This window comes from uncultured Aureimonas sp., assembly GCF_913775355.1.
Lineage (GTDB): Bacteria > Pseudomonadota > Alphaproteobacteria > Rhizobiales > Rhizobiaceae > Aureimonas.
Genome location: NZ_CAJYIU010000216.1, coordinates 1 through 16,795, shown reverse-complemented (window position 1 = coordinate 16,795; position 16,795 = coordinate 1). Strand labels below are relative to the sequence as shown.

General features: G+C 69.2%; 15 protein-coding genes. 4 read left to right on the top strand and 11 right to left on the bottom strand.

Features of this window, described 5'->3' with window-relative positions; genetic code table 11:
• Positions 1–149 precede the first annotated feature (149 nt).
• Positions 150–299 (top strand): lmo0937 family membrane protein, encoded by a 150-nt coding sequence (locus tag QZ753_RS13345; protein ID WP_294644272.1) that lies wholly within the window; start codon positions 150–152, stop codon positions 297–299.
• 306 nt (positions 300–605) lie between these two features.
• Positions 606–1,151 (top strand): hypothetical protein, encoded by a 546-nt coding sequence (locus QZ753_RS13340; RefSeq protein WP_294644271.1) that lies wholly within the window; start codon positions 606–608, stop codon positions 1,149–1,151.
• 144 nt (positions 1,152–1,295) lie between these two features.
• Here QZ753_RS13340 and QZ753_RS13335 read toward each other — a convergent pair whose 3' ends face one another.
• The 8 genes from QZ753_RS13335 to QZ753_RS13300 all read right to left on the bottom strand — a co-directional run bounded on the left by QZ753_RS13335 (position 1,296) and on the right by QZ753_RS13300 (position 10,638).
• Positions 1,296–2,174 (bottom strand): SMP-30/gluconolactonase/LRE family protein, encoded by an 879-nt coding sequence (locus QZ753_RS13335; RefSeq protein ID WP_294644270.1) that lies wholly within the window; start codon positions 2,172–2,174, stop codon positions 1,296–1,298.
• 9 nt (positions 2,175–2,183) lie between these two features.
• On the bottom strand, positions 2,184–3,056 hold the full coding sequence (locus tag QZ753_RS13330) for an SMP-30/gluconolactonase/LRE family protein (RefSeq protein WP_294644269.1): 873 nt from the start codon (positions 3,054–3,056) through the stop codon (positions 2,184–2,186).
• Between the two features lie 29 nt (positions 3,057–3,085).
• Positions 3,086–4,048 (bottom strand): 3-keto-5-aminohexanoate cleavage protein, encoded by a 963-nt coding sequence (locus QZ753_RS13325; protein WP_294644268.1) that lies wholly within the window; start codon positions 4,046–4,048, stop codon positions 3,086–3,088.
• 27 nt (positions 4,049–4,075) lie between these two features.
• A complete protein-coding gene (locus QZ753_RS13320; protein WP_294644267.1) occupies positions 4,076–5,023 on the bottom strand; it encodes a 3-hydroxyacyl-CoA dehydrogenase in 948 nt (315 codons plus the stop codon).
• A complete protein-coding gene (locus QZ753_RS13315) occupies positions 5,024–5,794 on the bottom strand; it encodes an SDR family oxidoreductase (protein ID WP_294644274.1) in 771 nt (256 codons plus the stop codon).
• Positions 5,795–5,813: 19 nt separating this feature from the next.
• Positions 5,814–7,850: an ABC transporter permease gene (locus QZ753_RS13310; RefSeq protein WP_294644273.1), complete on the bottom strand. Its 2,037-nt coding sequence runs from the start codon at positions 7,848–7,850 to the stop codon at positions 5,814–5,816.
• A 56-nt stretch (positions 7,851–7,906) separates the two neighbouring features.
• On the bottom strand, positions 7,907–9,460 hold the full coding sequence (locus QZ753_RS13305) for a sugar ABC transporter ATP-binding protein (protein WP_294644266.1): 1,554 nt from the start codon (positions 9,458–9,460) through the stop codon (positions 7,907–7,909).
• A 110-nt stretch (positions 9,461–9,570) separates the two neighbouring features.
• Positions 9,571–10,638, bottom strand: coding sequence for a sugar ABC transporter substrate-binding protein (locus tag QZ753_RS13300; protein ID WP_367171517.1), 1,068 nt, complete (start codon positions 10,636–10,638; stop codon positions 9,571–9,573).
• A gap of 202 nt (positions 10,639–10,840) precedes the next feature.
• On the opposite strand from QZ753_RS13300, the gene QZ753_RS13295 reads away from it, so the two are divergent.
• Complete coding sequence (locus QZ753_RS13295; RefSeq protein ID WP_294644264.1) at positions 10,841–11,503, top strand: GntR family transcriptional regulator; 663 nt, start codon at positions 10,841–10,843, stop codon at positions 11,501–11,503.
• A gap of 394 nt (positions 11,504–11,897) precedes the next feature.
• On the opposite strand, the gene QZ753_RS13290 is transcribed toward QZ753_RS13295, so the two are convergent.
• Together QZ753_RS13290 and QZ753_RS13285 are read right to left on the bottom strand one after the other, a co-directional pair.
• Positions 11,898–14,255: a calcium-binding protein gene (locus tag QZ753_RS13290; protein ID WP_294644263.1), complete on the bottom strand. Its 2,358-nt coding sequence runs from the start codon at positions 14,253–14,255 to the stop codon at positions 11,898–11,900.
• A 451-nt stretch (positions 14,256–14,706) separates the two neighbouring features.
• Complete coding sequence (locus QZ753_RS13285) at positions 14,707–15,306, bottom strand: NUDIX domain-containing protein (RefSeq protein WP_294644262.1); 600 nt, start codon at positions 15,304–15,306, stop codon at positions 14,707–14,709.
• Positions 15,307–15,417: 111 nt separating this feature from the next.
• Here QZ753_RS13285 and QZ753_RS13280 point away from each other — a divergent pair, with 111 nt between their 5' ends.
• Positions 15,418–16,173 (top strand): DeoR/GlpR family DNA-binding transcription regulator, encoded by a 756-nt coding sequence (locus tag QZ753_RS13280; protein ID WP_294644261.1) that lies wholly within the window; start codon positions 15,418–15,420, stop codon positions 16,171–16,173.
• Positions 16,174–16,470: 297 nt separating this feature from the next.
• Here the strand turns inward: QZ753_RS13280 and QZ753_RS13275 are convergent.
• Positions 16,471–16,795: class II aldolase/adducin family protein (locus QZ753_RS13275; protein ID WP_294644260.1), on the bottom strand; the 325-nt coding region annotated here is incomplete at its 5' end.

The following is a 16,795-nucleotide window of genomic DNA, read 5'->3' as shown; positions in this document are numbered from 1 at the left end:
GGTGGTCGAGGCGACGCCTGATCTGCGCGTGCGCCACCGCGCTTGGTGGCGGATGATGGAAATCGGCCCGACGCGACGGCGAGGCGGGAACGCTTCCGGGTCTCTTCACGTTTTCGAGAACCTGTTGAGTCGCAAGTTGGGGTGCTGCCATGCTTTGGACGATCGCCGTCATTCTCTTCATTCTCTGGATCCTCGGTGGATTCGTGTTCCACGTCGCGGGTGGGCTGATCCACCTTCTGCTGGTGATCGCGGTGATCGTCGTCCTGTACCAGCTGATCACGGGTCGCCGTCGCATTTAGGGGGACGGACCCTGGAAAGAGCCGGTCTCGATTCTCGGTCGGTCGTGCGTCGTTTTCGGACGAGCGACTCGACTGTTCTCCTGAATTGAGTTGTGCGGTCTGCAGCAGGCCGACCTCCGCTCAAGTAATGTCGTGTCGCGAGCGATTTCGAAGCGCCGGCACGCCTTGCAGCAGGAACCGGACCGTTCGCGTCCGGACCGCGCTCGTCGATCACCCGGCATGAACCGAACCTGAACCGACCGGTTCAGCGTGCCGTGGGCCGGCGCGGCGTAGACCATCGTCATCGAAACACGAACGGTGACGACGATGACCGACAAGCTCAATGACATGCATCACGATACTCCGGCCGCCGAGGCCGTCGCAGTGGAACCGGCGCCCCGCGGCCGGCGGGTCACCTCGCGCCATGCCATCCTCGGTGCCAGCACCCTCGGCATTCTGGCGCTCGGCTTTGCCGGCGGCGCGGCGGCCTGGAGCGCGACGCAGCACCACGCGGCGACGTTCGACGCCAGCCTCGCCACCACGCCGATCTCCCAGCTTGCCGCCGCCTCGGACGTCGGCATCGCCGGTCAGGTCGCGGAAATCTACGGCAACAAGTTCGTCGTGAGCGACGGGGCGGGCAAGGCGCTGGTCGAGACCGGCCGGGCAGGCGAGGGCGGCAAGCTCGTGACCGCCGGCGAGACCGTGACGGTCCAGGGCCGTTTCCGCGACGGCTTCCTTCACGCCACCGCCATCCGGCATGCCGACCAGCGCATCGACGAACTCGATCCGCCGCCCCCGCCCCGCCACGGGCCGAAGCACGGTCCGCGCGACGCGGGACCTGCCGGCCCGGACGCGCCGGACGAAGCGAACTGAGCGTCCTCGTCGTCTCCAAGAGGCAGCTCGTCTGCCACGGCCCGCCGTTCCCGGCGGGTCACTCGATGTCCGACTGGAGAGCGCGCCCCGAAGCCGGTCCATCCGCCGCACGCCGGGCTTGAGCCGCGCGTTCGGGGCGCGCGCCTATGCTCCGAAGCGCGGCTCGGGCACGCCGCGGATGCCGAGATCGTGGATCGCGAAGAGGCTGCCACGCTGGACGCCGTCGCCGGGGAAGCGCGGCAGCGGGGGCTTGGCCATCGACGTGACGTAGAGGATGTCGAGGTTCGGGCCGCCGAACATGACGCTCGTCACCTTCTTCACCGGCATGTCGATGACGCGCTCGACCGCACCGTCCGGGGTGTAGCGTACGATCTTCCCGTCGTAGACGAGCGCATTCCAGAGGCACCCTTCCGCATCCACCGTCGATCCGTCCGCCGCCCCGCCGTTCGACGTGTCGACCCGGGCGAAGGTGCGGCGGTTGGAAAGGTCGCCGGTCTCGACGTCGAAGTCGTAGGCCCAGATCTCGCCGGTCCAGGTGTCGGCGAAGTAGAAGGTCCTGTCGTCGGGCGCAAAGCACGGGCCGTTGGAGCAGATGATGTCGGCATCGACCTTGTGGACCGAGAAGTCCGGGTCGAGCCGGTAGAGCGCGCCGAACGGGCCTTCCTCCATCGTGTCCATGGAGCCGGCGAAGAAGCGGCCGCGGCGATCGACCTTGCCGTCGTTGATGCGGTTGGCCGGGCGGTCGGGCTCCGGATCGTGGATCAGGTCGCAGTCGCCGGTCCGGAAGTCGAGCGCGTGAAACCCCTGCTGGAGCGAGACGATCGCCCCGTTCCCGTCCTTGCGCAACGCCATGGAGCCGATCTTGCCCGGCACGTCCCAGGCCCGCAGCTCACGCCCGTCCGCCGTCGTGCGGAAGACGCGGCCGTCGAAGCTGTCGATGAAATAGAGGCGTTCCTGCTCGGCATCCCAGAGCGGGCCTTCGCCGAGCGTCGTCTTGACGTCGAGGAGAACGTCGATGCGCATGGGAAACTCCTATCCGTTGAAGCGGGGTTCTGGCAGGCCCCGGACACCGAGCCCGTGGACGGCGAATAGCCCTCCGGCCTCGCGCTCGCGGTGGTAGGCGCCCCCGTGGGGACGGGCCATCGAGGTGACGAAGGCGATGTCGAGGTTCGGACCGCCGAAGGCGAGGCTGGTCGTCGACTGGACGGGCAGGCCGACGACGCGGTCGACGACGCCGGACGGGTCGAAGCGGATCAGGCGGCCCGAATAGACCTCGCAGGACCAGACGTAGCCTTCGGCGTCCACCGTCGCGCCGTCGGGCAGTCCGCGCTCTGTCTCGAAGCTCGCGAAGACGCGTCGCGAGCGCACAGCGCCGGAGCTCGTGTCGTAGTCGTAGGCATAGATCACCGCCCGGCCGGTGTCGGCGAAATAGAGCGTGCCGCCGTCGGGCGAGAAGCAGGGGCCGTTCGAGCAGACGATCCCGGTGTCGAGCGTGTGGACCGAGAGATCGGGATCGAGGCGGAAGAGCTTGCCCACCCCGTCGCGCTCCTCGAAATCCATGGAGCCGGCGAGGAAGCGACCCTGCCGGTCGACCTTGCCGTCGTTGAGGCGGGGCCGGAGCTCGCCCGGATGCGTCGCGGCGATGAGCGACACCTCGCCCGTGGCGAAGTCGAGGGCATAAAAGCCGCTGCGCAGCGCCACCACGGCGCCGCCGCCCCGGCGAAGCGCCAGCGATCCGATCGGCTCGGGGACCGTCCACCGGCGATGGTCGCTGCCGTCCGCCCGGCACGAGAACACGGCCGGACCGTAGGAATCGATCCAGTAGAGCCTCTGCTCCTCCTCATCCCAGAGCGGGCCTTCGCCCAAGGCATCACGCTGGTCGCCCATGAGTTCGATGCGCAGCATCGCCGTTCCTCCCCGATTGGCGCCCGTTCTCAGAAGCCGACCTGATCGCCGCCCTTGAGCTCCAGGATGGCGCGGGCCTCGTCGGGAGTCGCGACCGAAAGGCCGAGGCCCTCGATGATCTGGCGCACCATGCGCACCTGCTCGGCGCTCGACGTGGCGAGCCTGCCCTTGCCGGCCCAGAGCGAATCCTCCAACCCGACGCGCACGTTGCCGCCCATGGCGGCGGACTGCGCGGCGATGCGCAGCTGGCTGGAGCCCGCCCCCAGCACCGACCACCGGAACTGCGAGCCGAACAGCCGATCGGCCGTGCGCTTCATGTGGATGACGTCTTCCGGGTGGGTGCCGATGCCCCCGAGCAGGCCGAACACCGACTGGACGAAGAAGGGCGCCTTGACGAGGCCGCGGTCGGCGAAATGCGCGAGATTGTAGAGATGGGCGATGTCGTAGCACTCGAACTCGAAGCGCGTGCCGTTCCCGTAGCAGGTCTCGAGAATGTACTCGATGTCCTTGAAGGAGTTGCGGAAGACGAGATCGCGCGTGGCCTCGAGATGCGGCTTCTCCCAATCGAACTTGAAGGTCTCGTATTTCGGCGCGAGGTGGTAGAGCCCGAAGTTGATCGAGCCCATGTTGAGCGAGGCGACCTCGGGCCTGAAGGTCGCGGCCGGCAGAACGCGCTCCTCGACCTTCATGTAGGGGCTGCCGCCGGTGGTGATGTTGATGGCCGCGTTCGTGCCCTGCTTCACGCGCGGCAGGAAGCGCGCGAAGGCTTCCGGCGTCTGGTCCGGCCGGCCGTTCTCCGGGTTGCGGGCGTGAAGGTGCAGGATCGCCGCGCCCGCCTCCGCGGCGCCGATGGCGTCCGCCGCGATCTCGTCCGGCGTGATCGGCAGGTGCGGGGACATGGTGGGCGTGTGGATCGCGCCGGTCACCGCGCAGGTGATGATGACCTTGGCCGTGGAGGGGGCCGAGGCGGCGGGAGCGGACGTGGTGGACATGATGGATTCCTTGCGGCGAATGGGGGATCAGCGACCGAGGTCGCGGTCGGCGGCGCGCTTGTGTGCGCGCAGCGCCATGAGGCGGCGGTCGCGCCAGGTCTGGCGCTCGGCGAGATCCTGCGCGGGGACGGCGGCGCGGCGCTCCGTCTCGATGCGGTCGGCGGTGATCGCCGTCCAGTCGGGCTGCGTTTGCATCGTCTTCGCGAGGCCCGCATACATCGGACCGTAGCGCGCGACGTAGTCGGCAATGCCGCCCGGCGCGTTGAGGTCGATCGTCTCGAACGGCCCGATGAAGCTCCAGCGCAGCGCAAGGCCGTCGGCGATGCCGCGATCCACGTCCGTCGCGCTGGCATAGCCGCCCTCGACCAGCCGGAACGCCTCGTCGAGAAGCGCGCCCTGCAGGCGGTTCATGATGAACCCGTCGATCTCGCGCTCCATGACCAGCGGCACCTGTCCGACACCGCGCAGGAACGCTGCGCCGCGCTCCATCACGGCCGGGTCCGTCCAGGGAGCCGGCACGAGTTCCACGGTGGGCACGAGGTAGGGCGGGTTGATCGGATGGGCGACGACGACGCGGGCGCGGCCGGGCAGCCCTTCCGAGATGGCGGACGGCAGAAGCGCCGAGGACGAGGAGGCGAGGACCGTCTCCATCTCCGACAGCCGGTCGAGGATCGCGAAGGTCTCGCGCTTCACCTCGATCTTCTCGGGCCCGCATTCCTGCACCCAGACCGCCCCCGCCAAGGCGTCGGCGAGCTCGGCGACAGGTTCGATTGCCGTGAGCACGGCCTCGACGGAACGGCCGGACAGGAGGTCGTTGGCGTGAAGGTCCTCCGCGACCGAGCGCACGAAGTCGATGGCCCTCGGCGCGGCCACGGGGTCCGGATCCCACAGCCGCACGCGGCATCCGGCCCGTGCGAAGGTGATGGCCCAGGCGCGGCCGATCAGGCCCGCTCCGACGACGGCGACGGTCTGCATCTAGAGGGTCTCCACGTTGCCGTCGACGTTGAAGGACATGGCCGAGAGGTTGCGGCCGGCATTCGACAGGAGGAAGGCGATGGAGGCGGCGACGTCCTCGGGCGTCACCATGCGGCGGAGCGACGTTGTGGCGAGATAGCGCGCCTCCATGTCCTCGTAGGAGACGCCGGTCTGCGCGGCGCGGGCGCGGATCACGCCTTCCATGCGCGGACCCGCCACGATGCCGGGCAGGATGGCGTTGACGCGGATATTGTGGGGGCCGAGCTCTTTGGCGAGCGACTGCGTGAAGCCGATAACGCCCCATTTCGCCGCCGCGTAGGGCGTGCGGAAGGCGTAGCCGTGTCGCCCGGCCGAGGACGACATGTTCACCAGCGATCCGCCGCCGGCCTTCTTGATCTCGGGCACGGCGAGGCGCGCGCAGAGGAACTGGCCGGTCAGGCCGATGTCGAGGCAGCGGCGCCAGTCGGCGACCGAAATCTCCTCGACGCCGCCCGTCGGCCCGGCGATGCCGGCATTGTTGACGAGGGCGTCGAGGCCGCCGAGGCCGCCGAGCGCGGCCTCGAAGAAGCGCGCGACATCGGCTTCGTCGGAGACGTCGGCGCGGACGGCGATCGTGCCCGGAAGGTCCGCCGCGACCCTCTCCAGCGCCTCGTCGGACACGTCGCAGACCGCGAGGCGGCAGCCCTCGGCATGGAGCAGGCGAGCGGTGGCGAGGCCGATGCCGCCGGCGCCGGCCGTAACGACGACCCGCTGGCCGTCGAGGCCGCTCATGATGTTGCTGGCCACGGGATCAGGTCCTTTTCTCACGGAGGGCGATGACGGCTGCGAGGACGACGCAGCCGAAGAAGATGGCGCGGAATGCGTAAGGGAGCGTCGTTCCGGCGAGCAGCGTCTGGAGCGCGGTGAGAAGCAGCGCGCCGCCGACCATGCCGAGGAAGTGTCCGCGCCCACCGGTGATGAGCGCGCCGCCGACGACCACGATCGCGATCGAGGGCAGAAGGTAGTCGTCGCCCATGCCAAGGCTCGCCTGGCCGGAGAAGCCGGTGAGAAGGATGCCGACCAGCGCCGCGCAGAGCGCCGACAGGACGTAGACGCCGACGATCACCCGCCCCGTCCGCACGCCCGACAGGCGCGCCGCCTCCAGGCTGTTGCCGACGGCATAGACCCGCCGCCCGAAGGCGGTCCGCGACAGGAGAAGCGTGCCGAGCACTAGGAAGACGGCGAGAGCCACGAGGACCGGGGTGATGGGCCCGAGCCGCCCCGTCATCAGCCAGCGCAGGGCCGGCGAGGCGAAGCCGGACGGCGTGCCGCCGGAATAGAGGAGCGCGATGCCCTGCAGGATGCCGTTGGCCGCGAGCGTGACGACGATCGGGGAGAGCCCGAGCGCCACGACGCCGAGCCCGTTGAACAGACCGATCAGCGCGGCGAGCCCGAGGACGGCCGGCACGGCATAGAGAAGCGCCGCGTCCGACCCTTGCACGATGCCGGCAAGAAGGATGCCGGACAGGCCGATGGTCCAGGGCACCGACAGGTCAAGCCCGCCCGTCAGGATCACCGAGCCCTGGCCGAGCGCGAGGACGACGAGGAAGGTCGAGAGCACGAGGAGCGAGTTCCAGAAGCTCCAGCTCGCCAGGGTGTTGCCGAGCAGAACCTGCGTGACGACCAGCACGATGGCGAGGCAGGCATAGGCGGGCACGGCATAGCGAAGGGTGGGCCCGTGCCGCTGCAGGACGCCGGGTTCGGCGATCCGGTCGCCGACGGAGCGGCCTTGCGCACGCCTGGCGACGAAGGGGAGCTTCCGGTCGTCGTGCGGGCGCTGCGAGACATGCGTGCCCGCGCGCCTTGCCCGCGCGACGCCCGACAGGCGGCGGATCTGCTCGACGAGGACGCTGTCGCGCGCGAAGGAGCCGATGAGCACGGCCGCGAGCAGCACGCCGCCCTCGGCGATGGTCGAGAAATAGGCCGAGACGTTGAGCGCCAAGAGGATGTTGACGACGATCATCAGCACGAAGGCGCCGAAGATCGTGCCGACGAGCCCGCCCTTGCCGCCGCCGAGCCGGGTGCCGCCGATCACGACCGCCGCGAACATCGAGAGGAGGAGCGAGTTGCCGACGAGCGGATCGCCCGAGCCGGTCTGCGCGCTGACGAAGACGCCCGACAAGCCGTAGAAGCCCCCGGCCAGCACGTAGGCGCAAAAGCGCACGAGCGGCACGCTGACGCCGGTGGCCGCCGCCGCATGGGGGTCGCTGCCGACGGCATAGAGCGCGACGCCGAGCCATGTCTTCTTCAGCCAGAGCCAGAACAGGGCGGCGAGACCGAGGAGCACGAGCGAGGCGGGCAGCACCTCCGGGATCGCGTCGCCCATGTAGAGATTGCCGAGCGAAGGCGAGACGAAGCCGCCGGGCTGGTCGAGGACGAGGAGCGTCAGTCCCTGCACGATGAACATCGTCGACAGGGTCACGACGATCGGCTGCAGGCGCAGCACGGCGACGAAGAAGCCGTTGAAGGCACCGACCGCCATGCCGACCGCGATGCCGGCGAGCGTCCAGACGAGGACGGAGGCTTCCATGTCGGCCGGGTCCATCGTGGCCGCGAGCACCGCGTTGACGAGCGAGATGACGGCGCCCGCCGACAGGTCGAAGCCGCCCGACAGCACGACCAGCGTCTGGCCCATGGCGGCGAGGGCCAAGGGCGTCGCCCCGCTCGCCTGGAACGAGACGTCGAAATAGGTCATCGGACCGGGGCTGATCGCGTCGACCAGCGCGAAGAGGGCGGCAAAGACCAGGAGCGCGACGAGGGCCGCGCGGTTGCGGCCGAGCCAGCGCATCGGCGGCGAGGCCGCGCGCGCCGGGGCCGGCTGGCCGATGGACGCGAGGGGGCGGCTCATGCGGCGACCCCGGCGACGGGACCGGGCATCGCCGCGCCGCCGAGCGCTGCGCCCATGATGGCGCGCTCGTTGATCTCGTCCGTCTCCAGCCGCGCGGCGATGCGGCCCTCGTAGAGCACGACGACGCGATCGCTGAGATGGACGAGCTCGGGGATCTCGGTCGAATGGAAGAGCACGGCGCCGCCCGCATCGGCGAAGGCGCGCATCAGGTCGTAGAGCTGGTGCTTGGTGCCGACGTCGATGCCGCGCGTCGGATCGAAGAGGAGGAGGATGCGGCTTTCGGCGACCAGCCATTTGGCGATCGCGATCTTCTGCTGGTTGCCGCCGGAAAAGGCGCCGGCCTCGGTGAAGGAGGCGACGGGCGAGACGTCCACGACGGAGAAGACCGCCTCGGTCGCGGCCCGTTCGGCTTCGCCGTCGATCAGCCCGCCGCGCCGAAAGCGTCCGATGACGGGCAGGCTGGCATTGGTGGTGCCGTCGAGCTTGAGGAACAGCCCTTGCGTCTTGCGATCCTCCGGCAGGAAGCCGATCCGCAGCGAGGGGTGGAGGGCGTCGGCGGGCGTCGAGAGATGGACCGGCCGGTCGTCCACCCGGATCTCGCCGCCGGTCGCGGGCACCGCGCCGAAGCAGGCGGAGAAGAGGTCGAGCTGGCCCATGCCCTGAAGCGCGGCGACGCCGAGGATCTCGCCCGGCCGCAGCTGGAGGTCGACGTCGCGAAGCTTCGGACCCGCGCACAGGCCGCGCGTCTCGAGCACCGGCGCGGGCGGGGCCGCCGCGCTCGTCCGCCGGCGCGGCGGGAAGGTCTGGTCGAGCGAGCGGCCGATGATGAGTTCCACCACCGCATCATCGGAGAAGTCGGAGACCGCGCCGCTCGCGATATGCCGGCCGTTGCGCAGGATCGTCATGCTCTCGCAGAACGCCCGCACCTCCGGCATGCGATGGGAGATGAAGAGGACGGTGACGCCGCGCGAGGTCGCATCGGCGATGATGCGCCCGAGCCAGTCCACGTCGCCGCCGGCGAGCGCCGACGTCGGCTCGTCGAGGAGCAGGATGCGCGGCTCGCGAAAGAGCGCGCGGGCGATCTCGATCTTCTGGCGCATGGCGAGGTCGAGCCGGCCCGCCTCGGCATGAAGGTCGACCGCCATCCCGAGCCGCTCGAAATGGGCGGCGACGCGCTGCGCGACGGACCGGCGCTTCAGCGTGCCGAGCCAGCCGGTCGGGGCGGTCGGCAGGAGCATGTTGTCGAGCACCGAGAGGTCGCGCACCAGGGTCAGTTCCTGGAAGGCGGTGCGGATGCCGGCACGGTGCGCGTCCTTCGGACTGGCGAGGCGCCGCAGGTCGCCGTCGATGCGGATCTGGCCGGCGTCGGGCTTGATCAGGCCGGACAGGAGCTTCATCGTCGTGGACTTGCCCGCGCCGTTCTCGCCGAGCAGCGCGTGCGCCGCGCCGGTCGCGACGGAGAAGCTGACGTCGGTCACGGCCTTGGTCGCGCCGAAGACTTTCGACACGGCTTCGAACGTGATGGCGGGCGGCGGGGACGACCGGGACATGGCACTCTCGTCGCGCGGAAGGGGCGCGCGCGACGGGGCGCCGCGCGCAAGGCGTGCTCGGGGGACGGACGGGCCGACCTCTGGCCGAGCCCGTCTGCCGGCTCGGCGGCTCAGTTCTCGGGCTGGCCGACGAGCGCAGCGTTGAGGCCGACCTCCGGCGTCTCGGCCGAGAAGATCGACGCGAACCAGCCGGGATTGGCGACGATCGACGGCTTGAAGACGTTGCAGCCGTTCTTCATCTCCTCCCAGGTGCCGGTCTCGCAGAGCTTGACCGTGTCGTTGGTGACGGTGGGCAGCGGCAGCGTCGTGTGATGCGGCACGTCCGTCTTGCCGTCGAGCATCTGGACCGCGAGCTTCAGCGCATAGGCGCCGGAGTAGGGCGGCGAGGCGTAGGAGAAGCGCGGCGCGCCGAGCGGGGCGTAGGGGCCGTCCGCGCCCTCGACCTCGGTGCCCTTCGGCAGCATCTGGATGCGCCCGCCGTTGGAGCCTTCGCCCGCGCAGGGCTTCAACTGCTCGGCGGTGCGGCCGGCCTCGAGCTGCATGGCGTTGGCGGTGTAGCAGCCGACCTGCATCCAGAGCCCGTCGATGCCGTCCCAGTTGCGCGTGGCCAGCAGCTTCGACAATTCGGTGCGGGCGACGGCCTGGCTCCAGAGGCCGACGGCCTCGCCGACGATCTTGATGTCCGGGTGCTTGGCGAAGACCTCTTTCGCCGCCGCCGTGCGGGCCGTGTCGACCGAGGTGCCGGGCACGCCGGTGACGAGCACGATGTTGCCCTTGCCGCCGAGCTTGTCGGCCAGCCATTCGGCGGTGCGGCGTCCGGCTTCGGCCTGGTCGATCGTCACGTTGTAGGCGCAGGGCTCGGTGATCTCGGCATCGTAGGCGACGATCTTGACGCCCTTGGCGCAGGCGTTCTTCACCACCTGGTTGAGGGCCGTCGGCGAGATCGGATAGATCACGATCGCCTTCGCCCCGGCCTGGACCATGGCGTTGATCTGCTGGATCTGGCGCTGGGCGTTGGGGCCGGCGACCTGCACCTCGAGGTCGACCTTGTCCTTCAGGTCGGCGGAGGCGGCCATGGCCTTGACCATGTTGGCGGCCTCTGCCTGCCAGTCGTTGCCGATGTAGCTCATCGACAGATAGACCTTGTGCTTCTCCTGAGCGACGGCGGGCAGCGTCATCAGAGCCGAAAGGCCGAGCGCCGTCGCCAGCGCCCCGCAATGGGTCGCGAACGTCATGATGTCCTCCCAAACACCGCCCCGAGCCGTCTCTCCAGCAGCTTTCTCGGCGTGCATTTTGATTTTAGATCAAAAATCGAAAGGGACTACAAGTGGCGTCGACCGAGCTTTATGGTGCGTGGCGAAACAGGGTTGGGATTTGAACATGTCGGCGATTCGAGGGAGCGTCACGCCGTTGCGCAAGGAGACGCTGCAAGACGGCGTCTTCCGGCGTCTTTGCGGGCTGATCCTCGAGGGCGGCATCGCTCCCGGCCAGTCGATCACGGTCGCCAGCCTCGCGGCGGCCTTCGACGTCAGCCCGATGCCGGTGCGCGAGGCGCTGACCCGCCTGACCGCCATCGGGGCGCTGACCGTGGTGTCGGGACGAACGATCGGTATTCCCAAGCTCACGCGCGAGCGCCTGGACGATCTCACCCGGGTCCGCCTCGAGGTGGAGAGCACGGCGGTCCGCTGGGCGAGCGAGCGCTCGAACGCGCCGTTTCGCGCCGATCTCGCTCCGATCCTGGAACGCCTTCTCCTGGCGGAGCGCACCGCCGATGCCACGCTCTACGTCGGCGCCAATTACGATCTCCATTTCCGGATCTACCGGCAGGCCTCGTCACCCGTCCTCGTCGGCATGATCGAAGTGCTGTGGCTGCAGATCAGCCCGTACTTCCACCTCCTTCGGGAATCGGGAAACTTTCACATCTCCAACGATCGACACGAAGAGCTTTTCGATGCCTTGGGGGTCTCGGACGCCGGCCGCGCCGTCAACGCGCTCCAGGCCGACATCAACGGCGCCTACGGCGTTCTGCGCGACCTGATCTGAGGACCGAGGGCCATCCACTGCCGGCATCGCGGCGAGATGGCATGACGAAACCGCCCGACGCGTGCGGTGGCGCCACCGCCGTCCTTCGTTCCGGCTGTCGCGCACATCCTCTCCGGCGCGCAGACCGGCGCGACCTTCATCCACGTCCCGTTCGGTGGAGCAGGGAAGACGCGCACGGCCATCCTCTGCTCGCATATCACGGCCAGCGGGCTCGATGTCGGCGAGTTCAGCTCGACGACGGCGATCCCCGGCAGCGTTCCTCGGCCGCGGCCGTCCGCGGGCGCGCGTGTCTTCCCGCGCTCCAGACCGGACCAGGGCGGACGGGAGTGCCAGCCCGAGGGGCGGCGGGGACGGTCCGTCCCCGCCGCCGGGCGTCGTCCTCGGTCCACCTCTCCTACAGGAAGAGGACGTCGCGGCTCATCTCGAAGTCGGCCGTTCCGAGGAGCGTGCCGCGGTCGAAGACCGCGATGGCCTGGCTGGCCTCGCTGCCTGCACCGTCGGCGTCCCAGGAGAGGAGCCCCGTCGTCTTGTTGAACAGGAACTGCCCGTGGTCCGGGGCCGTCCCCTGCGCGCCCCGGCTGGTGACCGTGACGAACCATGCCGCGTCGAGCGCGCCGCTGGCGTCGAGGCCGTGCCCGACGGTCAGGCCGTAGTCGTCCGGATTGAAGACGAGCTTGTCCCCTTCCGCCGCGCTGAAGCCCCTGACCGTGTCGACCGAACTGGCGTCGGCCGCGCCGAAGACGAAGGTGTCCGCGTCGGCCCCGCCGGTGAGGTAGTCCTTGCCCGCGCCGGCGATGAGGACATCCTTGCCGGCCCCGCCGGAGATCGTGTCGTTGCCCGCGAGGCCGCGCAGGGTGTTGGCGGCCTCGTTGCCGACGATCGTGTTGTCGAGACCGTTGCCCGTGCCGTCGATGGCAGCCGTGCCCGTCAGCGTCAGCTTCTCGACGAAGCGGCCGAGGCCGAAGCTGACGGAGCTCTTGACGATGTCGATCCCGCCCGTGTCCACGACGCTTTCGATGTCCTCGACCACGACGTCGTCGATGCTGTCGACGACATAGGTGTCGTTGCCCGAGCCGCCGATCATCGTGTCGTTGCCCGCGCCGCCCGTCAGCAGGTCGTTGCCGGCACCGCCGTCGAGATAGTCGTCGTCGCCGCCGCCATAGAGCTTGTCGTTGCCGTCGTCGCCCGACAGCGCGTCCCGGCTCGTGTTGCCGATCAGCGTGTCGTTGCCGCCCTCGCCGAAGAGGAGGTTCGAGTTCTCGTTGCCGGTGATGACGTTGGCAAGCTCGTTGCCGGTCCCTTCCAGCGACGCGGTGCCGGTGAGCGTCAGGTTCTCGACGAAGGCGCCGAGCTTGAAGTCGACCGACGACTTCACCGTGTCGATGCCGCCGCTGTCGAGGCCGTTGGTGGTCTCGACCACACGGTCGCCGGCGTCGTCCACCGTGTAGATGTCGTTGCCCGAGCCGCCGTGCATCGTGTCGGCGCCGATGCCGCCGTTCAGGTTGTCGTTGCCCTCGAAGCCGAAGAGCGTGTCGTTGCCCGCGCCCGGCTTCGGCTGCCCGGTCGGCACCTTCGAGGGCGAGAGCGTGTCGTTGCCGGCCGTCCCGTTGACGGTCACGCCGGCGGTCGACGGGGTGAACACGCGGGTCGCCAGATCAAGGCGGCCGTTGGCGAACTCGACGAACTCGACGTTGCTGAGGAGCTTGACGCCGTCCGCGCCGGAAAAGCCGGTGAAGCCGTCACCCATCTCGATGATCCTGTAGGCGGAGTAGCTGCCCGAGAGGACCGCCGTGTCGATCCCGCCGTTGCCGGTGGAGTCCGACCCGCCGTAGAGCGTGTCGTTGCCGGCCCCGGCAATCAGGCGGTCGCTGCCGGCGCCGCCCTGCAGGAGGTCGTTGCCCGCGCCGCCGTCCAGCGTGTCGTTGCCGCGGCCGCCGGTGAGCGTGTCGTTCTGGGTTCCGCTCCTGATCGAATTGCCGGCGTCCGAAGCGGTGATCCCCGCAGCCCGCTGGCCGAGTTCGTCCGCAAGGTCGAGGCTGCCGCCATCGGCAAGCACCAGCCGGACCGTGCCGAACTCGGACGTGTCGCTGGAGACGATCCGGTCGAACCCTTCGAACTGCGCGACGCGGCCGAGCGTGACGGTGTCGCCGATCTCCAGCACCTCGACATTGGAAGTCGCAAGGCGCGTGATGTCGCCGACCGTCGTCGAGAGAACATCGCGCCCCGCGCCGCCGTCGATCGTGGCGGCCGCGCCGGCGGCCGTGAACTCGATCCGGTCGTTGTCGGCACCCGCGTCGATGCGGATCTGGCTCGTGTCGCTCGCGGACCGGTAGATCTGGATCAGATCGTCGCCGGCACCCCCATTCAGCGTGTCGTTGCCCGAGCTGCTGAAGAGGAAATCCTTGCCGGCGCCGCCGTTCAGGAGATCGTTGTCGGGCGTGGTGCCCTGGCTCGCGTTGTCCCGGAGCTGGTCGTTGCCGTCTCCCCCGTTCAGCGTGTCGTTGCCCTTGCCGCCGGTGAGATAGTCGTTCCGCAAGCCGGTCGTGATCGTGTTGCCCGCATCGGAGGCCCAGACCGACGCGCCGCGATTGCCTTCCAGCATGGCGGAAAGATCGAGCGCGCCGCCGTCCGCGACCGTCAGCAAGACTTGCGCGTACGGGTCCTGCTTGTTGGCGGCGATGACATCGTAGTCGTTCAGTTCCGCCACGGTCTTCGTGACATTGTTGTATTCGGTGTAAAGAATGCCCGACATGGACGTGGTCCCCTTGTTGTGGATGAGGCGTGCGAGGGCCGCCCGACAGTCCTGTCGAGTTCGGCGGCCGTGGAGGATGGATACGGTCGACGCCTCTCCCGGCATTTCCGGACCCCGAACGATCCGGAACGCGTGCGAGGGCGCCTGAAAGGGTCCCGTGCATCCGCTGGTTCCCACGAGCGATGCATCGTCGCGGGGGCTGGCGCTCACGAGGTTCGGCGAGCACGCTTCCGGTCAACGGTCTCGGAGGCGGCCCGCGGTGGACACCTGAGACGACGGATGGAGCGCGCGAAGCGGCGTTGACGGGCCCTTTCGGGGCTCCGTCCCAATGGTGGTGTCGGCGATGCGGACACTGCCGGGCCCTTCGTCAAGATCGGGCTCGGAACGAGGGCTTGCGACGTCCGGCGCCGGCCGGCGAAACGCGTCGTTCGTCAAGCGGCCCGCCGGCCGGCTAGGCGGTGCGGAGAGCGGGCGGGAAGACGTTCATGACCGCGTATTGCAGCAGCATGATCGTCTTGGCATCGCGGATGGCGCCGGACGCCACCATCGACATCGCCTCTTCGATCGTCAGTTCGAGCACGGTGATGTCCTCGCCTTCGACCTCGAGGCCTCCTCCCTGCGAGGCGAGGTCGCGCGGCTCGTAGGCCCCGACGAAGAAGTGGAGCCGCTCCGTCACGGAACCGGGGCTCATGAAGGCGTCGAAGACCTTGCGAACCTCGCGAACGCGATAGCCCGTCTCCTCCTCGGTCTCGATGCGAATGCGATCCTCGGGCTCGGCCCGGTCGAGAAGGCCGGCCGGTGCCTCGATGAGGAGATCGTCATACCCGTTGACGAAGGCGGGGTAGCGGAACTGCCGAGTGAGAATCACCGTGCGTCGGTCGAGATCGTAGAGAAGGATCGTGGCGCCGTTCCCCCGGTCGTAGGTCTCGCGCGACTGGCGCTGCCATGTCCCGTCGCTGCGACGGTAGGAGAAGGTTGTCTTCTTGAGAACGAACCAGTCGTCTGACAAGACGTGCACATTCTCCACGCGGATGCGATCGATCATGCTCACAGCGAACCTCGGGAAGGACAAGGGCGCCGACATCCGCCCGTTGAATATGCCCTTCTTATTCGTGCATTATCGTGCAGTGTCAAGTGATTTCGTGCAAAAAGGCGTGCGCATATGCTGACGACGGAACGCAAGGCCCTGATTCAGGAGGTCCTAAGACGCGACGGGCGGCTCGTCGCCAAGAGTTTCAGCCAGGAGCTCGGCGTTTCGGAGGATACGATCCGTCGCGATCTGCGCGAACTGGCAGCCGACGGGCTCCTGCAGAGGGTTCATGGCGGCGCGCTGCCGGCGTCGGCCGCCGTGGCGGACTTCGCCGTGCGGGAACTGGCCGCCGTTCCCGCCAAGGCCTCGCTGGGGCGTACCGCGGCCTCGCTCATCCGCCCCGGCCAGATCGTGTTCCTCGATGGGGGGACGACGAACGTGCAACTCGCGCGACATCTACCGAACGACCTGAAGGCGACGATCGTCACCCACAGCCCGAGCATCGCGGTGGAACTCGCCCGGCACCCCACCGTGGAGGTCGAGATCGTGGGGGGGCGTCTGTTCAAGCATTCCATCGTGACCACCGGCTCGACGAGCGCGGAAGCCATAGCCCGCATCCGCTTCGATGCGTACGTCATGGGGGTGACGGGTCTGCACCCGGACATCGGCGCGACGACCGGCGACGCGGAAGAGGCGTCGATCAAGAGGCTGATCTCCCGGCAGTCGGCCGAGACGATCGTTCTGGCGACACGCGAAAAGCTCGGCGCCGCGTCGGCCTACAGTATCGTGCCGCTCGCGGACGTCACGACGCTCGTCGTCGAGGCGGAGGCAACACCCTCCGACCTCCAGCCGTTTCAGTCGACCGGTCTCACCATCCTGCGATCCTGAGGGGCCGCCTGCGGGCGGGGCGGCAGTGCCAGGCGGCGGCTGACGGGGGCCATCCGTCGGAGATGTTCCGTACTGGGGCCGGAGCCCGGCCGTGACCGACGCCGCCTCGTGGACGCCGCGCGACAGCGGCCCGGTGGCGTCCCCGCCGAAGGCCGCACGCGCCTCGCCAGACAATCGCAGCCCCCGGGGCGTCTCTCCCGTCTTCCCGCCCGCTCGCGGTGCGATCGCGCGGGTTGCCGCCAAACGCCCGGTGGAACGCGCCGGCGGCGACGCCCGGCGTGCGCCGTGCCGCTGCGATCAGCCGAGCGCGACCTTTGCGCTCGGCGTGTCGTTGACCCCGTCGAGGTCCGGGGCTTGGCCGTAGCTCATGTTCTTCATCTGCTGCATGACGCGCGCCATCTCCTCGTCCGGCAGGACCGGCGGCTCGCCGAGAACGCGCGCCTGCACGTAGAGGCGCGACAGCGTCTCGACCTCGATCGCCAGCGCCAGCGCGCTCGCCATGGTGCGCCCGAGCGCGATCTGCCCGTGCTGGCCGAGAAGGCAGGCCATCCGGTCCTCCAGCGCTTCCAGCGCGGCGTCCGACAGGGCCTGCGTGCCAAAGGTCGCATAGCGCGAGCAGCGG